We start from the raw sequence: 15,790 nt of genomic DNA, 5'->3' as shown, positions 1-15,790 counted from the left end.
CACTATATATGACTAAAATTCAAAATAACAGTATCCTTAATTCAAAATAAACAAGTAAAGAGGCACAACTCTACAGTTGTGCCTCTTTTTTCAATATTACAGAGAACTTGGCTTATTTTAAATCATCAAAATTTCTCGAATATCCTCTTCAGTTAGTGTTGCTGAAATTTTTTCATCCCCATCAATAATATTTGAAACGAGATCTCTCTTTTTTTCTTGTAATTCATTCATCTTTTCTTCAATTGTGCCACGTGCCATGAGCTTAATCACTTGAACTTCTTTTTTCTGCCCAATTCGATGGACTCGGTCAGCAGCTTGTTCCTCTACAGCAGGATTCCACCAAAGATCATATAAGATAACTGTATCCGCACCTGTTAAATTTAACCCAGTACCTCCTGCTTTTAAGGAGATAAGAAATATGTCTCGCTCGTAATTATTAAATCGATTGCATATTTCTACTCGCTCTTCTGAAGGCGTTTGTCCATCTAGATAGAAGAACGTCTGACCTCGCATTGTAAGTTCTTCCCCTATTATCTTCAGCATTTTCGTAAATTGAGAAAAGATCAGTACTCTTCTTCCAGAAACTTTAGCTTCCTCTACAATTTTCAGAAGCTGTTCGAATTTTGCCGAGCTTCCCTTATAGCCTTCTACAAACAATGCTGGGTGGCAACAAATTTGTCTTAACCTTGTCAATCCCGCTAAAATTTTAATACGATTCTTGCGAATAGTTTCTTTATCAAGGTGTTTTAAAGTCTTATGACGGAGCTTCGCTAAATAGGCTGCATAAAGTTTCTTCTGTTCAGGTAATAGTTCTGATGATTCAAGAGACTCAATTTTGGGGGGCAACTCTGCTAACACGTCTTCTTTTAATCTTCGTAACATAAACGGACGTACTCTTCTGGCAACTGCTTTATTGGAAAGGTAGCTATATTCCCTTAGCCCTTGGAAAAGTTGTGGAAAGACAATATGGTATATTGACCATAGTTCTTCAAGTGAATTTTCAATTGGTGTACCAGTTAAACCGAGAAGATGATCTGCTTTTATTTTTTTAGCGGCACGCGCCGTTTGTGTTGTCGGATTTTTAAAAGCCTGTGCTTCATCAAAGAATACAGTATGAAATTTTTGATTCTCATACCACTTTATTTCTTGCCGAAGTAAAGGGTAGGATGTAATAATGACATCTACACCTTTGATATTCTTTTGAAGATGTTCTCGATCCACTTTATTTCCATCCATTACAATCACTTGAACTTCAGGGGCAAATTTCATTATTTCATGTAACCAATTATAAGTTAGAGATGAAGGACACACGATTAGAACAGGGAGACTTTTATCACGAATGCTTGAAAGTTCAGAAACAATGTATGTAATACTTTGAACAGTTTTTCCAAGCCCCATATCGTCTGCTAAAATTCCACCAAAACCATAGCTAGCAAGTGTCTTCAACCATTTATATCCATCTTTTTGATAGTCTCTTAATACATTATTTAAACTTTGTGGAACTTCTATATCCAATGAACTTGGATGAACTAATTGATCAATAAACTGGCGGAAGGATTCCTCTATAGTGAAGATTTCCCCATCCAGAATATCAAGGAATTTAAGACCTTGAGTAACAGGCAGATTAAGACTTTCTTCAAAACCATCTTCCTGCATAGGTACTTCATTTAGAAAACGATGCAGTTCTTCCATTTCTTTTGTTTCAAGCGATAATAGTGATCCATCACGTAGGCGATAAAATTTTCGTTTTTCTTCAAGTGCCGCTAATATCTCTCGAATCTGGTCATCAGCAATACCATTCATCTCTAATTTAAATTCCAACCAATTCATTCGGTCTTTTTGATGCTTAACTCTAATCTTAGGGAAGGCATTCTTTGTAACGATACGATTCCGAACAGCTGTTGTCGCATAAATTTGTACCAATTGTTGAAGCTCTGGAACAACATGATATAAAAATTCATACTCTAGTTCCTCATTTTGCATATAATAGCCGCCTTCTGTTTTAGAAAAACTGCTGTTCTCCATGAGTTCAAGTATTTTTTCTTCTTTTTCTAAATCCCTAATTATCATTGGTCCTGTTGTAAAATCACGGCTTTCTAGTGGTTGAATCATGGCATTTTCATAATGGAACTCTAATCCTGCTAGTAAGCGATTGTGCACTCGATCCAAGTACAACTTGGCAATTAATGGTTCTTCCAAGATCTTCTGGGTAACTTTTTTAGACACTTGTACTTCGCCAATTTTTTTTAAGCCAGGTACTATCTTGTTTAGAAAGAAATCAATCTGTTCATGTGAAATCGAAATGTGATTTGAATCTATAGATGGTAACATTCTCTTAAGTTCAATTAATCGTTCTGAATCATTATCTTCTAAACAGTATACATTCCCTTCATATAATACACATTTATAAGCAGCCATTATGGTCAGTTGTTCAAAACCTTTTATCGTAAGTTGATAACCATTACTTTTTATTTCTTCTAAAGTAAATTGAAGTGGAAGAGGTCCATTCAGTACTTGCAAACGCTCAAAAGATTGCCCATTATATTCAAGTTTGATTGGGGCATATTCGATTAATCTGATGAATCCGTCCCAAATAGATGGCGGAATCAGTAATGTTTTATTACTACCTCCCCAATCAAAATCGTTTGGAAATGAATTAAAAAAGGTTTTTTCATCCTCTAAGATCTCGATAAGTTGTTGAATCACTTCATCTGATTTGTTTATAAAGCAATGTATGTTTGGATCATAACAAGTTGTAGGAGATAACCTACTAGGTTTTCCTTGTTTTACATCTTGCAAGAATGCTCGAATGTTTTGCACCTTCAAATGCCCAATATTCAGTTCTAATCCAAACAAATGCTGATCCTTACTAATAGATAATGGTTTAAGTATAAACAGGAGATCCAGTACTTCTCTATTTTCAAAATGACGTTGATGTCCGCTAGTTCTTTTTGTTGGATGATTAAAGATTTTAATGAAGTCTTCTGTAATTTCACTATTTTTAAATTGTTTTTTATTTGCATTTATCGGACTTGTTCCAAGTCGTTGAAAATCACAAATAGCTAATAAAACAGCAGCTATGTGTTGACAACTTTTTTGAAAATTCTCTAACTTAGGACAGCTGCATGATGTTTTCATTTTGCCCGCTGAATCATTTTCTATCGTGACTTGAAAATCTTCCGTTCCATTTACTATTACATCACAGTAATCATTTCTAAATTCATTAAACGTAACTTTATTTGATCGATAAAAAGAGTCTCCTCTTTTGAAGGCAACGGTACCGCACATTTCTTTGATCATCTTGTGAGTTACTTCTATGTCCATGTACTCCCGCTCCTTTCTTTCTATATCCTTAATATTTATCAATATTAAGTTTGTACTTTTTTCTTCAATTGTCATCATTTTATCATGTATTCTATATTCAAACGAATCTTTTACTTTCTTATGAAAAAAAGTGCCTCTTTGTAGAGAGGCACCCATTAGTTGAGTAAATAAAATAATTAACAATCAAAAAATCAATTACAATGATTTCCTAAATGAATAACACCATTTATCGTATTCTAATTTTTCTTCATAAAATCGATGAGCATCGACTCTTTGAAGTCCTGACTCTAATGCAACATACTCTGCTCCATTTTCACGAGCCAAGTCGTGTATATAGTTCAATAATCTTTCACCATAACCATATGAACGATATGAAATATCTGTTACTAAATCATAAATAAAAACATGGCGTTTATTGTAAAAATTAGTTCTCCAACACACCCCAGCTACGGATACCATTTTATTTTCTGTATACAATGCGTATAGCTTGTATCCTTCTTCCTTCATATTTTGAAGTAAAGCCAAATAACTCTCTTCGGTTAAGTCGGTTCTCAATTGGTTCATAATAGGAAAAGCCTCTACCCACTCCTGAGTAGTTGTTAACTCTAAAATATTTTCTAATGTAGAACTCGTCATACTACCATCCCCCGATTTCAAAGAATTTAATATTAAACTGTTAGCTTTCCTTCAAAAATAGTTACTGCCTTACCAGATACTAAAACTTCGTCATCTAATACTCTAAGTTTTAATATTCCCCCTCTTTCAGAAGCTTGGAATGCTGTCAAATCATTTTTTTTGAATTTATCTTTCCAATAAGGTCCTAAACAGCAATGTGATGAGCCATTTACAAAGTCCTCATTTATCCCTTGAGATGGAGAAAAGAAACGTGAAACAAAGTCGAATTCATTTGTATTAGATTTACTAGTTATAATCACACCTCGAACTCCTAATTGAGTAATCAAATCTATATTCGGTTTCAAATTTCTAACAACATCTTCTGATTCCACTTCGACTAAATAATCAAGTTTGTTTTTACCAACATAAGTAGGATTAACTCCCAGAGCCCTTATTAATAAATCAGGAGCAATTGTCCTTTCTTGAATCATTGTAGGAAACTGCAATTGAACCCAATCATCGATTAACTGCGCTTCGAGTACTCCACTTTTAGTTTGAAAAGTAATAGATTTCTCTTTATCAAATAATCCCTTTTCCCATAAAAAATATGAACTTGCCAGTGTTGCGTGCCCGCAAATTGGTATTTCGGTGGTAGGAGTAAACCATCGAAGATAATACTTATTATTTAAAAAATTGATGAAAGCTGTAGTTGGTAAATTGATCTCTTTTGCAATTTGCTGCATCCAGTTACTTTCTTTTTCTTCACTTAAATAGCAAACAGCCGCTGGATTTCCTTTAAAGGGCTGTTCTGTAAAAGTATTTATAATCGATAGCTGCATTAATTTCCCCACTTTCTATAATGAAGAGCATTATTCTTAAAGTTCGTTAGTAATTATCTAAATTCCTTTATTCACAATTGAATCAATTTCATAAATGCTTTTGCAATTACAAAATACGATTATTTTCTAAATAAACAACTCAATAATTCCGATAATATTCCATCCACGGTATGTACTTAGTAAGCCGCTCCAGATGACGCTTTCCGCGGGCGAGCGTTGAGCCTCCTCGGAAGCCCGTACCGTGCTTCACTGCGGGGTCTCACCTGTCTCGCTTTCCCGCAGGAGTCGCCATCTTCCGCTTGATAGACAATTTTCTAATTGAGATGGCATATAACAATGCCCCATTTTATGTTCGTGTATTTTATTAAATCTTTGAAATATGAAATTGATTCAATTTAGAAATTCTAAACTTATAAAAATAGAATGTGAGGAACCTAGATAACTTCATATCTCAAGCGGGCTGTTATCAGTGCTCCTGATTAATACCAATCGCAACTAGGTTAAGAAATATTTTTAAGCCATGTTATTATACGAATAACTTGGAACGGTTCAAACAAAGTTACTAAAAATAGGATAAGTAAAAAAGAAGTGAGAGATATAAATTTTATACTACCATTTTCTTTTTTAGCGATAGCGATTAAACTAAATCCAGTACCCATTAATAATAAAATTAAACCTATAAATACAATAGCCTCAGAATAACCCTCATTTATCCAATTTAATCCCCAAATAAGTAATCCTAAAATTATTAAGCCGATCGACCCAAGACTGAATGATTTCATAATACACCTCTACTGGAATGATTTTATACATCACCAACTATAATAGAAAAAAACAACAACCAATTAAAACGTATATTGATAAAAAAGTCTGTCTACTTTTACTAGAGGAAATTTAGATGGCAGTTTTTCCTGATAAATTTGTATAAAGCCGTTTTTCTCATAAAAACGATGTGCTGCCAGAAATTCTGGTGTTGTACCTAAATAAATTTGATTTATGCCCTTTTCACTCGCATAATCCATTGCTCTTGTTAATAAAAAAGATGCTGTTTTATATAATGTGCCTCGATATTCTTTTTTTACAAACATTTTTCGAAGTGCAACTTGATCGTTTTCTATGTCTAGAAGACTGATTGTACCAATAACTTCATTATTCCTTATCGCAACAAAGAAATTACCATTTCCTTTTTGGTAAAAACTTTCGATTTCAAATAGATCGGGTTGATCCTCTTTTGTAATTTGAATACCATATTCTTGTTGTTGAATTTGTAGAATTAATTCTACTACTTCTTGTTGATAATCTGCTCGATATTCTTCAATACTAATCTTATCCATTTATATTCCCTCTTTTCATTTTTTGTATATTATTTACACCAATTAGAATAAGCATCAGAATGTCTCATAACACCCCATTATATGTATTACAAGTCTAGTATTTGTATCTTGTTTTTTCACCTCGATAAACAAATGCTTTCTTCGCTCACGTATTTTTATTAATGTAAAAGCGTCTCTACATTTTTGTAAAGACGCACTAATATTGTAGAAAAATTTCTAATAATATCTTATTAAAATCCAGTATCATTAAATTGTGAAAATGTTAATGCTCCTAAAATGATAAATCCAATTAGAATAATCTGTATTAAGACTCCTACGATACTACAAACCATACCTGATATAGCCAAACCTTTTCCATTTTCACTTGAAACTTTCATCTCTTTTAAACTTATATTTGATAAGATAATTCCTACAATACCCAGAATTAGGCCTGCTAAAGGTATAAATATAGATAATATGCCCATTATGAGTGATGCTATCGATTTAGTATTTGTATTGCTCATTTTATCCCTCCTTCAATAAAAGGATACAATAATTTACCATATTATACATTAACTTTCGTAAATACTCTTATACATTTTTAACCAAATTAACGAATAAAAGCTAACTCTTGATCAGCAAGAGCATCCTCTAACCATCGAGGATGCATTTTTAATAAATCTTGAGGAAGATTTTGTTGGTCAAAGAACTTTATTTCTAGTGATTCCTCTAAATTACATTTAAGTTCTCCACCGATAATTTCAGCAAGGAAACAAGTTGTTATAAAATGTACTACCTGACCATTTGGATATTCAAATACTTGAGAATTTGGATCAGAGTATACACCAATTAGTTTTTTAATCTTAATATCTAAATTGGTTTCCTCTTTTATTTCCCTAATTGCTGCTTCAGAAACGGTTTCCCCTATTTCTATATGTCCTGAAGGAATACCCCATAACCCAACATCCGCTCTTTTCTGTAATAAAACTTGATTCTCCTCATTAAAAATAATAACAGCAACACCAGCGCCTAATTCATCAATTTTCTTCATCCTATAAATCCTCCTTAAAATAAAAAAAGTCCGAGTGGAAAGATTTCAACGCATAACAAATACGCTGAACCTTTCCCCTCGGACCTTTTATGTCAATAGGTGCCTTTTACATTCGTAAAAGATGTAGACCTCGGTCTCAGTCCTATATAAATAGCGGAACCCTATCTACAATTTTCCAGTTCATAAACAATAATTATAATTTTTTAGTACACTTCAACATTATACACAAATAATTTAAAAATAACAGGTCATTCTTCACCAAATCTGATGGAAGCGACCAATGACGTTTTGCGTTGTAATCACACTGACAAAAGCATGTGGATCAGCTTTCTTTACAATATTTTTTAATTGAGCTAACTCTCCTTTAACAATAACACAAAATAAAACAGTTTTTTCTTTATGGGTATAACCACCACTAGCTTGCCAAGAGGTAGTACCACGATGTATATCATGGGTTATTAATTCTGCTACTTCGTCTCCTTTATCTGTAATAATCAATAAAGTAATACGATTAACGTGGTTTAAAATAAGATCTGATGTTTTCATAGAAAATGTCATCGAAATAATAGTATATAAGGCGATTTCACTCCCGAATATAAACCCAGAAATCGTAACAATCACTATATTAATAATTAAGTTTATTTTTCCAACAGAAATATTTTTATATTTAGCAATGATTCTTGAAGGTATATCTAAGCCACCCTGCGAACCGCCGAAACGAAGGCAAATGGCACTTCCAATCATGTTAATCACACCTCCGAAAATAGCTGAAAGTAAGATATTATTTGTTAAGATGGGGCGAATAGGAATAAAAACCAGGAAAACAGAGACTAATGTAATGGAAAGTATAGTATAAATACTGAATTTTTTCCCTAGAAATTTATATCCCAAAATCATGAGTGGTATATTTAATATAAAATAAAAATACCCTACATTTATGGGAATGAAATGTTTAATAATTTGAGAAATCCCTGTTACTCCACCTGATAGAAGTCCTGCTGGAATAATAATCATGTTCAAAGCGAATGCTGAAATTAATGTTCCGAGAATTACGCATGCTACCTCAAAATAAATAGGCACATCTTTTTTTTGTGCAATAAATGACATAACTTTACTCCTTTTCATTAGTCAATATACTAAGATGAATACTATTCAAAAAATATCGTATTCATTAAATACTCCACTTTCAGAAATCTTTTCCCATAAAGAGCTTCTATATTCAATCTCTTTATATACATCAACCATAAAGTCACATGCTCCATTTTATAGCTAATTGATTCCCCTACTTTTAAAGAAACTTTCCGTTTAGTATTTGATGTTAAGTTTGTAAAAAAACACTGATTTCTTATTAATCTTATATACCTTTCTATTACTTAACAAAAAACGCTTCAAATCCTTTAACTAAAGGATTTGAAGCGTCTTTTTATTTAAATGAAACAAATATACATTTAGTTTTGATTACGTAATTACCCCTTAACAGCCTTTTTCTGATGAATCGTTATCTATCATAATTATTATAATACGCTTCATCCGCATATTTTTGCCTGCTTCTTTCGTATAAGTTCCTTTTTCACATTCTTCATTTCAGTATTCGTATATATAAAACAAGAAACCTATAGTGGTGAGAGTTCTATTTCGTTTTAAACTGTCTTGCTCCTACTATAACTTAAACTAGCTTACATAACATCCCATTTTACTTTTAGCTGGTTTGTATTCATTGGCCATGCACTTTACCTTCTAAACTCTTTTGATGTCTAAATCTCGGCTTTAATTCAGCAACAAGTATCGCCACTAAAATTAAAATGCCTCCAATAATCATACGTCCTGTTAAAATTTCATGTAGGATCATGACAGAGAAAATTGTCCCAAAAAGTGCCTCTGTTGATAAAAGAAGGGCTGATTTCGTTGGGTTAGCATACTGCATTCCGATATTTTGGCAAACATACGCAATGGTCGTACAAAATACGCCTAAGTAAAATATGACAGATATTTCTACTGTTGATATAGTTGTTGGTACCTCTCCTAATAGTATGGCTGCTGAGATACTTAATATTGAAGCTGTTAATAACTGAACAATTGTTAATGCTAATGCATCTTCTGTTTTCACAAACACATTTGTATAAAAAATATCAAAAGCAAATCCAATTGCACTCAACACAGATAGGAAATCCCCAACATTAATCGTCATTGAACCTTGTAATGATAAAAAACCAATCCCTACAACAGCCAACACAGCCGCTAGTATTTCAAAACGATCAAATTTTCTTTTATAGATAATATAGGCAATTACAGGTACGATAATTACGTTAATTGCCGTCAAAAATGCATTTTTTGACGGTGTTGTATAGACAAGCCCCATTGTTTGCACGGTAAATGCAGTAAATAGAATTCCTCCAAGTATTGCTCCTTTCCATAAAACTGATTTACTTATCAACTTTAATTTCTTCCAGAAAATTAAAGTTAATAAAATGCTCGCAACTATAAAACGCCCCGCCATTATTTGGAATACCGTTAGATGTTCTAGCCCAATTGCCATCCCAATATATCCGCTTCCCCATATAATAGCAGTTATAAACAAAAGTATTTCCCCTATGTATTTCTTCATGATGATCCTTCTTTCTAAATGTTGTGATTCACGGAGTATTACTAATACCCTCCCAAGAAATTATATCTAATAATTCAACAAACTTTCATATTAATATACTAATTATGAACTTCCCAGTAATAATGAATAAAATTAAAGCTCTGTCCATTAATCAATACTGTTGATTCATCATTTTTGTTTACAAGATTAAAACCATTCTTTTCTAAGACCTTTTGGGAACCTATATTATTAATAGTTGTTTTCGCAGACAACTGATTTGCAATTCCTTCATCAAGAATTATCTCTTTAAGTAACTTCAAAGCTTTGCTCGCGACTCCTTTTCCAGTATATGATTGGCCTATTCTATAACCGAGATATCCATGTCCATTTGATTGTTCAATATCTACTACATTGATCCTTCCCAGAATAGAACCATTCTTATCTTTTATTAAATAATAATATGATATTCCTTTTGTTTGTTCATCTAATAATGAATTCAATCTATCCAAAAATACTGCATAATTATAGTAATCGTTACCTCTTGACGGTATTGATATTTCAAAAAAATCTTTGTTTTCACTTTCAAAGTTAAATAAGTTCTCAGCATCTCTAATATTTAATCTTTCTAATAAGATTTCCATTTCTTTTACCACCTTATTAATGGTTCTTCTAATTTTCAGAATTCTAGCATTTAGATAATATATCAAATTATTTAAGCTCTTCTGCCTTTATTATGAAATTCGTAATAGGCTTATCATCTATCGTAACGTTTATTTTCCATAGCCCCTCTTTATCAAAGCCGAATTTTGCTCCACTCTTATTACTCCAGATGTCCCATTCATAGAGAGTCACTGTTTCTGTACTATTTTGATGGGTAGCAGTCATTTTATATTTTTTTCCATCATTTTCGTGAACTCCTTTAGAAGAATCTAGAAAATAGATATCATATAATCGACCTTGTTTAGCCGGAAATTCTGGTTCATCTTTTTCTCCATTAGCCTTAACAATTCCAAACTTTCCTTCTGTACCATACATTGTCATCTGATCATATTTAAAAGTTGGTGATTCTGTCCAATTTGTTTTATCCTCTGTAGAGCATCCAAATAATAATAGACTTAATGTATACAAAATACTTATAGAAACTATTTTTATTCTTTTAATAATATCCAGCTCCTTTGAAGTATTTATTTCTTTTATACTATTCTCTTGTTTTCTCTCAAATAAAAAAATAGGTTGCTGCATAATCAGGATTGACATATTTTAACCTTTATCTATATGCATGAATTCTTATTAGTAAGGCATTATAAAATTAGAAAGTGAATAATCTAAAGGAAGTGAATATCTTGAAACTCAAGCTATATTTAATATTGTTAATATTTTTCGCTTGTTTGAACATCTCTTCAATTGTAAATGCAAAGGAAAAATCTGTAGATGAATTCTATTCATCCCTTCCTCAAAAGGAACATGTTTATAAAGAGTACAAAAATACAACCTTAAATATACGTGAAAAAGTTAATGGAAGCGATTTAGATGTTATACAAAAGAAACTAGGCAGGTATGCACTTCACTCTTTTCCTATTGACTATAGAGGAAAAGATTTGTACTTTTTTGCTTCTGTTTATGAAGATAAGCGTATGATTGTAAAAAAATCTGTCTTTTATGATTTAAACGGAAAATTTTTAGAGGCAAATTTCAATCGTACAGCAAAAAAAGAAGCAGTATTAAATTGTGAATTCGATGGTTGGGATAGAGCTACAAACGGTGATGAGCTTGCGGATGATAATCCTTTAGACTAATCGAATCCGACAATAATTAGGTTTTATTCTTATAAATTCTTAATCTAATTTCCCTTTTATTATAAAATGTTCTATTTTTTCTGATTTATATAAATTATCCATCCACATAGTACGCCAACAAAAGAGGCTATTACCCCATATCTCAAAACAGAGATTATATACTCACTAAGAGGCAAATAAGCAATTTCTATACCTCCATTACCCAAATCTCTAATTTCTTTGTAATTAACAAATATAATTGCTATCCCTAAACCTATGACAAACCCATATAATGCACTTTTTTTAAGTAATTTCTCCATAAAAACTCCTCTTTTTACTATTAAGTAAATTAAGATCATTAGTATGCTTTTTCTCTCTCATTAATTAGCTCTTTTATTTTTATATTCCGTCTTCTCCTTACGATTACTTATGCTTATTGAGCATTTCTCGTAAAAATTCATCTGATTTACCCACTGGAATACTAAGGCTATCCCATTCTTTACCTTTTAATTGCTTGCCAATATATACAATTTGACCAACATGATAAGAATAGTGAGCGACTTGTCGTTCTATTGCCTCAATTACACTATGTTTTTCTCCGCGGATGTAAATGCTTTTTAATAAATCGTCAGCTTTTAGTGAATTTAAGGTTTCCAAAAGTATAGTCCACCCTTTACTCCAAATAGTAATTAATTCTTCGACCGAAGAAATGGTATCCAAGAATTCAACATCTCTATTTCTACTTGTCTTTTCTCCATCAGTTGTCAAAAAATCAGTCCACCTTGAAATCATATTTCCACTTACATGTTTAACAATAATCGCTATACTATTAGATCCTTCGGTTGGAATCCAATGAATATCCATATTAGTTAGTCGCTGAAAAGTTTTATCACCTAATTTTTTCATTTCCAAAAACCTGGTTAGCACAGCTTTTAAATATTCCTGTTCAATCAAGGTAAGTTCTCTCCTTTTGATTTGTTTCAATCAAATCCACGGATAATTTTAACAATTTTCTTACAACTTAGAATGCAGCAAAGATTATTATTCTTCCTGAAAAGCTCTGCAGTTTAGGAATGCCCCAACATTCTACATTGTTATTTAAGGGACGTACATAGGATCTATAAAATAAATGGCCAATAAAAAATAGTGGACTTTTAAAACATAATTATATTTTACAATTATTTGTAATAATTGTAAAATATAATTATAAATACTATTAGTTTTCTAAAATCCTTTCAACATTCAAGCTACTAACACTATGCTATAAAGAAAGGAGAATTTTTTTTGAAGAATCATAGCTTTTATTCTTTATTGTTAAGTCTTGTAGGTATAATTTTACTATGCATTAGTCAATATCTTGGGAATGTATACGGTGATTTGAGCAAAGAGAGGGCCATTGCAACAATTAGTGTAGCAATTTTAGGATTAATTTGTTGGCTTGCCAGTTTGATAGTTGGAATTATTGGACTGAAAAACAAGGAAAAGAAGGTCATCATTAGATATTCGGGTATAATTGTTAATTTTATTTTTTTAATAATTGTGATCTTATGGGTGTTTCTTTTAAGTTTTGCGTTTTAGAAATTAACTTTATGTATACATTCATATATACATTCATTTTTTTAATGGCTGTTTTAGAGATAAAATTTATTATGAAATTGATTCAAGTAGAAGTAAAAAATAAAGAACCACAGTTTTATATTTTATTAAAAGTCAAGATTTTAAGTAATACACTTAATGTATCAGTATTCTTTATACAATGTGTAACATTATAATAAGTTATTTTAAAGCTGAACTAATTTTTGTATTAGTTCAGCTTTTATTTGTGTTTAAAGATATAACTTATGTTCAACAATCGGGCCAGATTGTTGAATAACAAGTAACGGACAGGTTAGTTGAATATAAGGAGTATCAAGTGAAAGGAGATCTGATCTTTGATAGAGAATTAGTAGGAGATACAAAATAATTCTTATTTTATTATGAGGTGAATTATGGCAATAGCGATTGTTAGCACAGTTATTACAACAGACGATAAAATTTTAATGGTTCAGGAAGGAGGAAAAGATAATTTTGGACTTTGGAACATTCCATCTGGAGGAATTGAACAAGGTGAAAATATCGTTGAAGCCTCTATAAGAGAAGTGAAAGAAGAAACTGGTTACAATGTAAAAGTATTGGGTTTAACAGGCGTTTATAACTTTATTAGTCAAATCGGAAACCACTTAGTACGATTTAACTTTGTAAGTGAAATCATAGATGGTGATATTAACTTTGATGGTGAAGATATCATTAATGCGAAATGGTTTACTTTCGAAGAAGTGTTAAACATGGAAGATAAAAAACTTTGGAATGGAAATTCTATTAAGAAAATTATTGAAGATGTTAAGTTAAATAAGCGTTACCCATTTGAGCTTATTAAAGAGGTCCGCTGTCAATTAAGGAGGGGTTAGCATGCTTTTAATTTGGTACGCTTCATTTTTGGTATCAATTTTCACATTGATATTCGGGATTTTTAAGCGATCTTGGCTTTTCATGCTAATAAGTACAATTACTTTTATACCTATCGCATACTATTTTTGGGGAGCAGAAAACGCTTGGAAGTATGTAGGTTTTACTCCAATCATTCTGTTAATACTTACAATTTATTTTTGGTTTTCAGGAAGAAAAACTGAAGCTTTATAATTTCGTAAACGGGCGCAATTCTTGAAAAAGAATTGTGCCTTCTTTAGCTAAAATGCCATTATGAGGAATAAAAGAAGGGTTTATTCGTAAGTGAATCGAAACAACTAAAGGGTATTGATTAACGATTTGGAGGATTACAATGAAAAAAGGAATAATACGACCACTGGTTATTTGTATATTTCAAAAAGACGATTCCATCCTTGTTGCAGAGGGCTATGGTCCAGTAAAAGGTGATTATTATTACCGTCCTATAGGAGGCGGAATTGAATACGGAGAAAAAAGCGCAGAAGCATTAATAAGAGAGGTACGAGAAGAAATTGAAACTGATATTTTTAATCTCAAATATTTGGGAACTGTTGAAAATATCTTTACTTTTAACGGGGAAGTAGGACATGAGATTGTACAAGTATACGATGCAGCCTTTGTTGATACCTCTTTTTATACCGAGGAATTGTTTGAAGGTAAGGAAGATGACGGGAAAATATTTAAAATTTTGCGATTGCCTGTAAGTAAGTTTCAAAACGGCGAATTACGACTTGTTCCTGAAGGTCTTTTAGATTTGATAAAACAGAACAACAGAATTGTTAAGTAACGTAATTAGCAGTAACGAAAGGCTTTGGTTAAATATCTTAATTTATTCCGTTAAACCAGCCAATAGTTGTCAACATTTTTCAATAAAAACTTAAAATGTTTCATGATATACTAAATTTATGCATGCCAAATAACCTTCCAAATACTATATCTTGGAAAGTTTTGGTTCACTCGGCTGAATTGTTAAATCAAGCTAAATCTTGAAAAGAAGTTTTGTTTTTTAAAAGTGCATAAATCCAATGTAAGAGTTTGTTTGCACAAGCTATCACAGCTACTCTAAATGGTTTTCCTTCTTCCCGTTTTTTATCATAAAACGCCCGTAATTTCTTATTACGAGGAAGAATTTCATCCGTTGTTTTCTGTTTACGACAGTCACGAATAGCACATTTAACAGCCATATACAAAGCTTGCCGTAGTCTGCTAGAGCCTCTTTTTGTAATTCGATTGTAAGTACCCTTGAATGTACCAGATTCAAAGACACTTGGATCAAGACCGGCAAATGCGACTAGTTTCTTAGGATGATTAAACCTTTCAATTTCCCCAATTTCAGAAATAATCGTGGCTACGATTTTTTCGCCGATACCGGGAATTGTTCGGATAATCTTAGATTCTTCAATACTTTTTGCTAAAGCATCTATCTCATTTTCAAGCATGGATAGATGTTTTTTGTATTCAAAGAGCATATTAATATACATATCTAAGCTTAGGGCAAGACTAGAATATAAAGCCTTCTGAAAAGGGTTTTGAGCTGCGGCAGTCATTAGCTTTCAGCCTGTTGTTGGTTTGGAATAAAGTTTGATTAAAAGTTTGTTGCAATCGTTGATTTTATAATAGAAGAAACCCACGCATTTTGAAAAAAGTTTGATCAAAATGCGTGGGTTTTATTTAAATGCGAAGTTATTTTTATCAAACTATATTACAAATAATCGAACTTTATTATAATTGATCAATCTTTTTTCTTCCATCATTAGGATATTAATTTATTTAAGAAACATTTTTTATCTCTTTACGAACAAATT

At 31.8% G+C, this 15,790-nt stretch carries 17 protein-coding genes and 1 pseudogene; 4 read left to right on the top strand and 14 right to left on the bottom strand.

The genetic code is table 11. The features are described from left to right. Window positions 1-117: 117 nt before the first annotated feature. The 11 genes from ACIQ4I_RS01740 to ACIQ4I_RS01690 all read right to left on the bottom strand — a co-directional run bounded on the left by ACIQ4I_RS01740 (window position 118) and on the right by ACIQ4I_RS01690 (window position 10,983). A complete protein-coding gene (locus ACIQ4I_RS01740) occupies window positions 118-3,324 on the bottom strand; it encodes a DEAD/DEAH box helicase (RefSeq protein ID WP_403092227.1) in 3,207 nt (1,068 codons plus the stop codon). 195 nt (window positions 3,325-3,519) lie between these two features. Continuing rightward, window positions 3,520-3,960, bottom strand: coding sequence for a GNAT family N-acetyltransferase (locus ACIQ4I_RS01735; protein ID WP_403092225.1), 441 nt, complete (start codon window positions 3,958-3,960; stop codon window positions 3,520-3,522). A gap of 32 nt (window positions 3,961-3,992) precedes the next feature. Continuing rightward, on the bottom strand, window positions 3,993-4,778 hold the full coding sequence (locus ACIQ4I_RS01730) for a PhzF family phenazine biosynthesis protein (protein WP_403092223.1): 786 nt from the start codon (window positions 4,776-4,778) through the stop codon (window positions 3,993-3,995). A gap of 500 nt (window positions 4,779-5,278) precedes the next feature. After that, window positions 5,279-5,560 carry a hypothetical protein gene (locus ACIQ4I_RS01725; RefSeq protein WP_403092221.1) on the bottom strand — a complete coding sequence of 94 codons (282 nt, stop codon included), beginning with the start codon at window positions 5,558-5,560 and terminating at the stop codon, window positions 5,279-5,281. Between the two features lie 63 nt (window positions 5,561-5,623). After that, a complete protein-coding gene (locus ACIQ4I_RS01720; protein ID WP_403092219.1) occupies window positions 5,624-6,112 on the bottom strand; it encodes a GNAT family N-acetyltransferase in 489 nt (162 codons plus the stop codon). 230 nt (window positions 6,113-6,342) lie between these two features. Beyond that, on the bottom strand, window positions 6,343-6,615 hold the full coding sequence (locus ACIQ4I_RS01715; protein WP_403092217.1) for a DUF4190 domain-containing protein: 273 nt from the start codon (window positions 6,613-6,615) through the stop codon (window positions 6,343-6,345). Window positions 6,616-6,701: 86 nt separating this feature from the next. Further along, entirely contained in the window at window positions 6,702-7,142 is a 441-nt protein-coding gene (locus tag ACIQ4I_RS01710) for an NUDIX domain-containing protein (RefSeq protein WP_403092215.1), read from the bottom strand. Window positions 7,143-7,397: 255 nt separating this feature from the next. Next, window positions 7,398-8,249, bottom strand: a complete 852-nt coding sequence (locus tag ACIQ4I_RS01705; protein ID WP_403092213.1) for a YitT family protein — start codon at window positions 8,247-8,249, stop codon at window positions 7,398-7,400. A gap of 607 nt (window positions 8,250-8,856) precedes the next feature. After that, entirely contained in the window at window positions 8,857-9,747 is an 891-nt protein-coding gene (locus ACIQ4I_RS01700; RefSeq protein WP_403092212.1) for a DMT family transporter, read from the bottom strand. A gap of 98 nt (window positions 9,748-9,845) precedes the next feature. Then, window positions 9,846-10,367 (bottom strand): GNAT family N-acetyltransferase, encoded by a 522-nt coding sequence (locus ACIQ4I_RS01695; protein WP_403092210.1) that lies wholly within the window; start codon window positions 10,365-10,367, stop codon window positions 9,846-9,848. 67 nt (window positions 10,368-10,434) lie between these two features. Further along, window positions 10,435-10,983, bottom strand: coding sequence for a hypothetical protein (locus ACIQ4I_RS01690; protein ID WP_403092208.1), 549 nt, complete (start codon window positions 10,981-10,983; stop codon window positions 10,435-10,437). A gap of 86 nt (window positions 10,984-11,069) precedes the next feature. Between ACIQ4I_RS01690 and ACIQ4I_RS01685 the strand changes: the two genes are divergently transcribed. Next, the gene (locus tag ACIQ4I_RS01685; protein ID WP_403092206.1) at window positions 11,070-11,522 is read left to right on the top strand and encodes a hypothetical protein; all 453 of its coding nucleotides are present in this window, start codon (window positions 11,070-11,072) and stop codon (window positions 11,520-11,522) included. Window positions 11,523-11,593: 71 nt separating this feature from the next. Here the strand turns inward: ACIQ4I_RS01685 and ACIQ4I_RS01680 are convergent, their stop codons facing one another. Together ACIQ4I_RS01680 and ACIQ4I_RS01675 are read right to left on the bottom strand one after the other, a co-directional pair. Further along, the gene (locus ACIQ4I_RS01680) at window positions 11,594-11,821 is read right to left on the bottom strand and encodes a hypothetical protein (RefSeq protein WP_403092204.1); all 228 of its coding nucleotides are present in this window, start codon (window positions 11,819-11,821) and stop codon (window positions 11,594-11,596) included. 103 nt (window positions 11,822-11,924) lie between these two features. Beyond that, window positions 11,925-12,455 carry a DUF1572 family protein gene (locus ACIQ4I_RS01675; protein WP_403092202.1) on the bottom strand — a complete coding sequence of 177 codons (531 nt, stop codon included), beginning with the start codon at window positions 12,453-12,455 and terminating at the stop codon, window positions 11,925-11,927. 1,034 nt (window positions 12,456-13,489) lie between these two features. On the opposite strand from ACIQ4I_RS01675, the gene ACIQ4I_RS01670 reads away from it, so the two are divergent. The 3 genes from ACIQ4I_RS01670 to ACIQ4I_RS01660 all read left to right on the top strand — a co-directional run bounded on the left by ACIQ4I_RS01670 (window position 13,490) and on the right by ACIQ4I_RS01660 (window position 14,772). Next, window positions 13,490-13,948, top strand: a complete 459-nt coding sequence (locus tag ACIQ4I_RS01670; protein WP_403092200.1) for an NUDIX hydrolase — start codon at window positions 13,490-13,492, stop codon at window positions 13,946-13,948. A gap of 1 nt (window position 13,949) precedes the next feature. Further along, window positions 13,950-14,180: a hypothetical protein gene (locus ACIQ4I_RS01665; RefSeq protein WP_403092199.1), complete on the top strand. Its 231-nt coding sequence runs from the start codon at window positions 13,950-13,952 to the stop codon at window positions 14,178-14,180. A 139-nt stretch (window positions 14,181-14,319) separates the two neighbouring features. After that, window positions 14,320-14,772, top strand: coding sequence for an NUDIX hydrolase (locus ACIQ4I_RS01660; RefSeq protein WP_403092197.1), 453 nt, complete (start codon window positions 14,320-14,322; stop codon window positions 14,770-14,772). A gap of 187 nt (window positions 14,773-14,959) precedes the next feature. On the opposite strand, the pseudogene ACIQ4I_RS01655 reads toward ACIQ4I_RS01660, so the two are convergent. Beyond that, window positions 14,960-15,538: pseudogene (locus tag ACIQ4I_RS01655) on the bottom strand (IS110 family RNA-guided transposase); the annotation flags it as partial. Window positions 15,539-15,790: the final 252 nt, after the last annotated feature.

This window comes from Rummeliibacillus sp. NPDC094406, assembly GCF_044763875.1.
Lineage (GTDB): Bacteria > Bacillota > Bacilli > Bacillales_A > Planococcaceae > Rummeliibacillus.
Note: the sequence above shows the minus strand (reverse complement) of the source record. Positions and strands in the feature narration are given on the sequence as shown.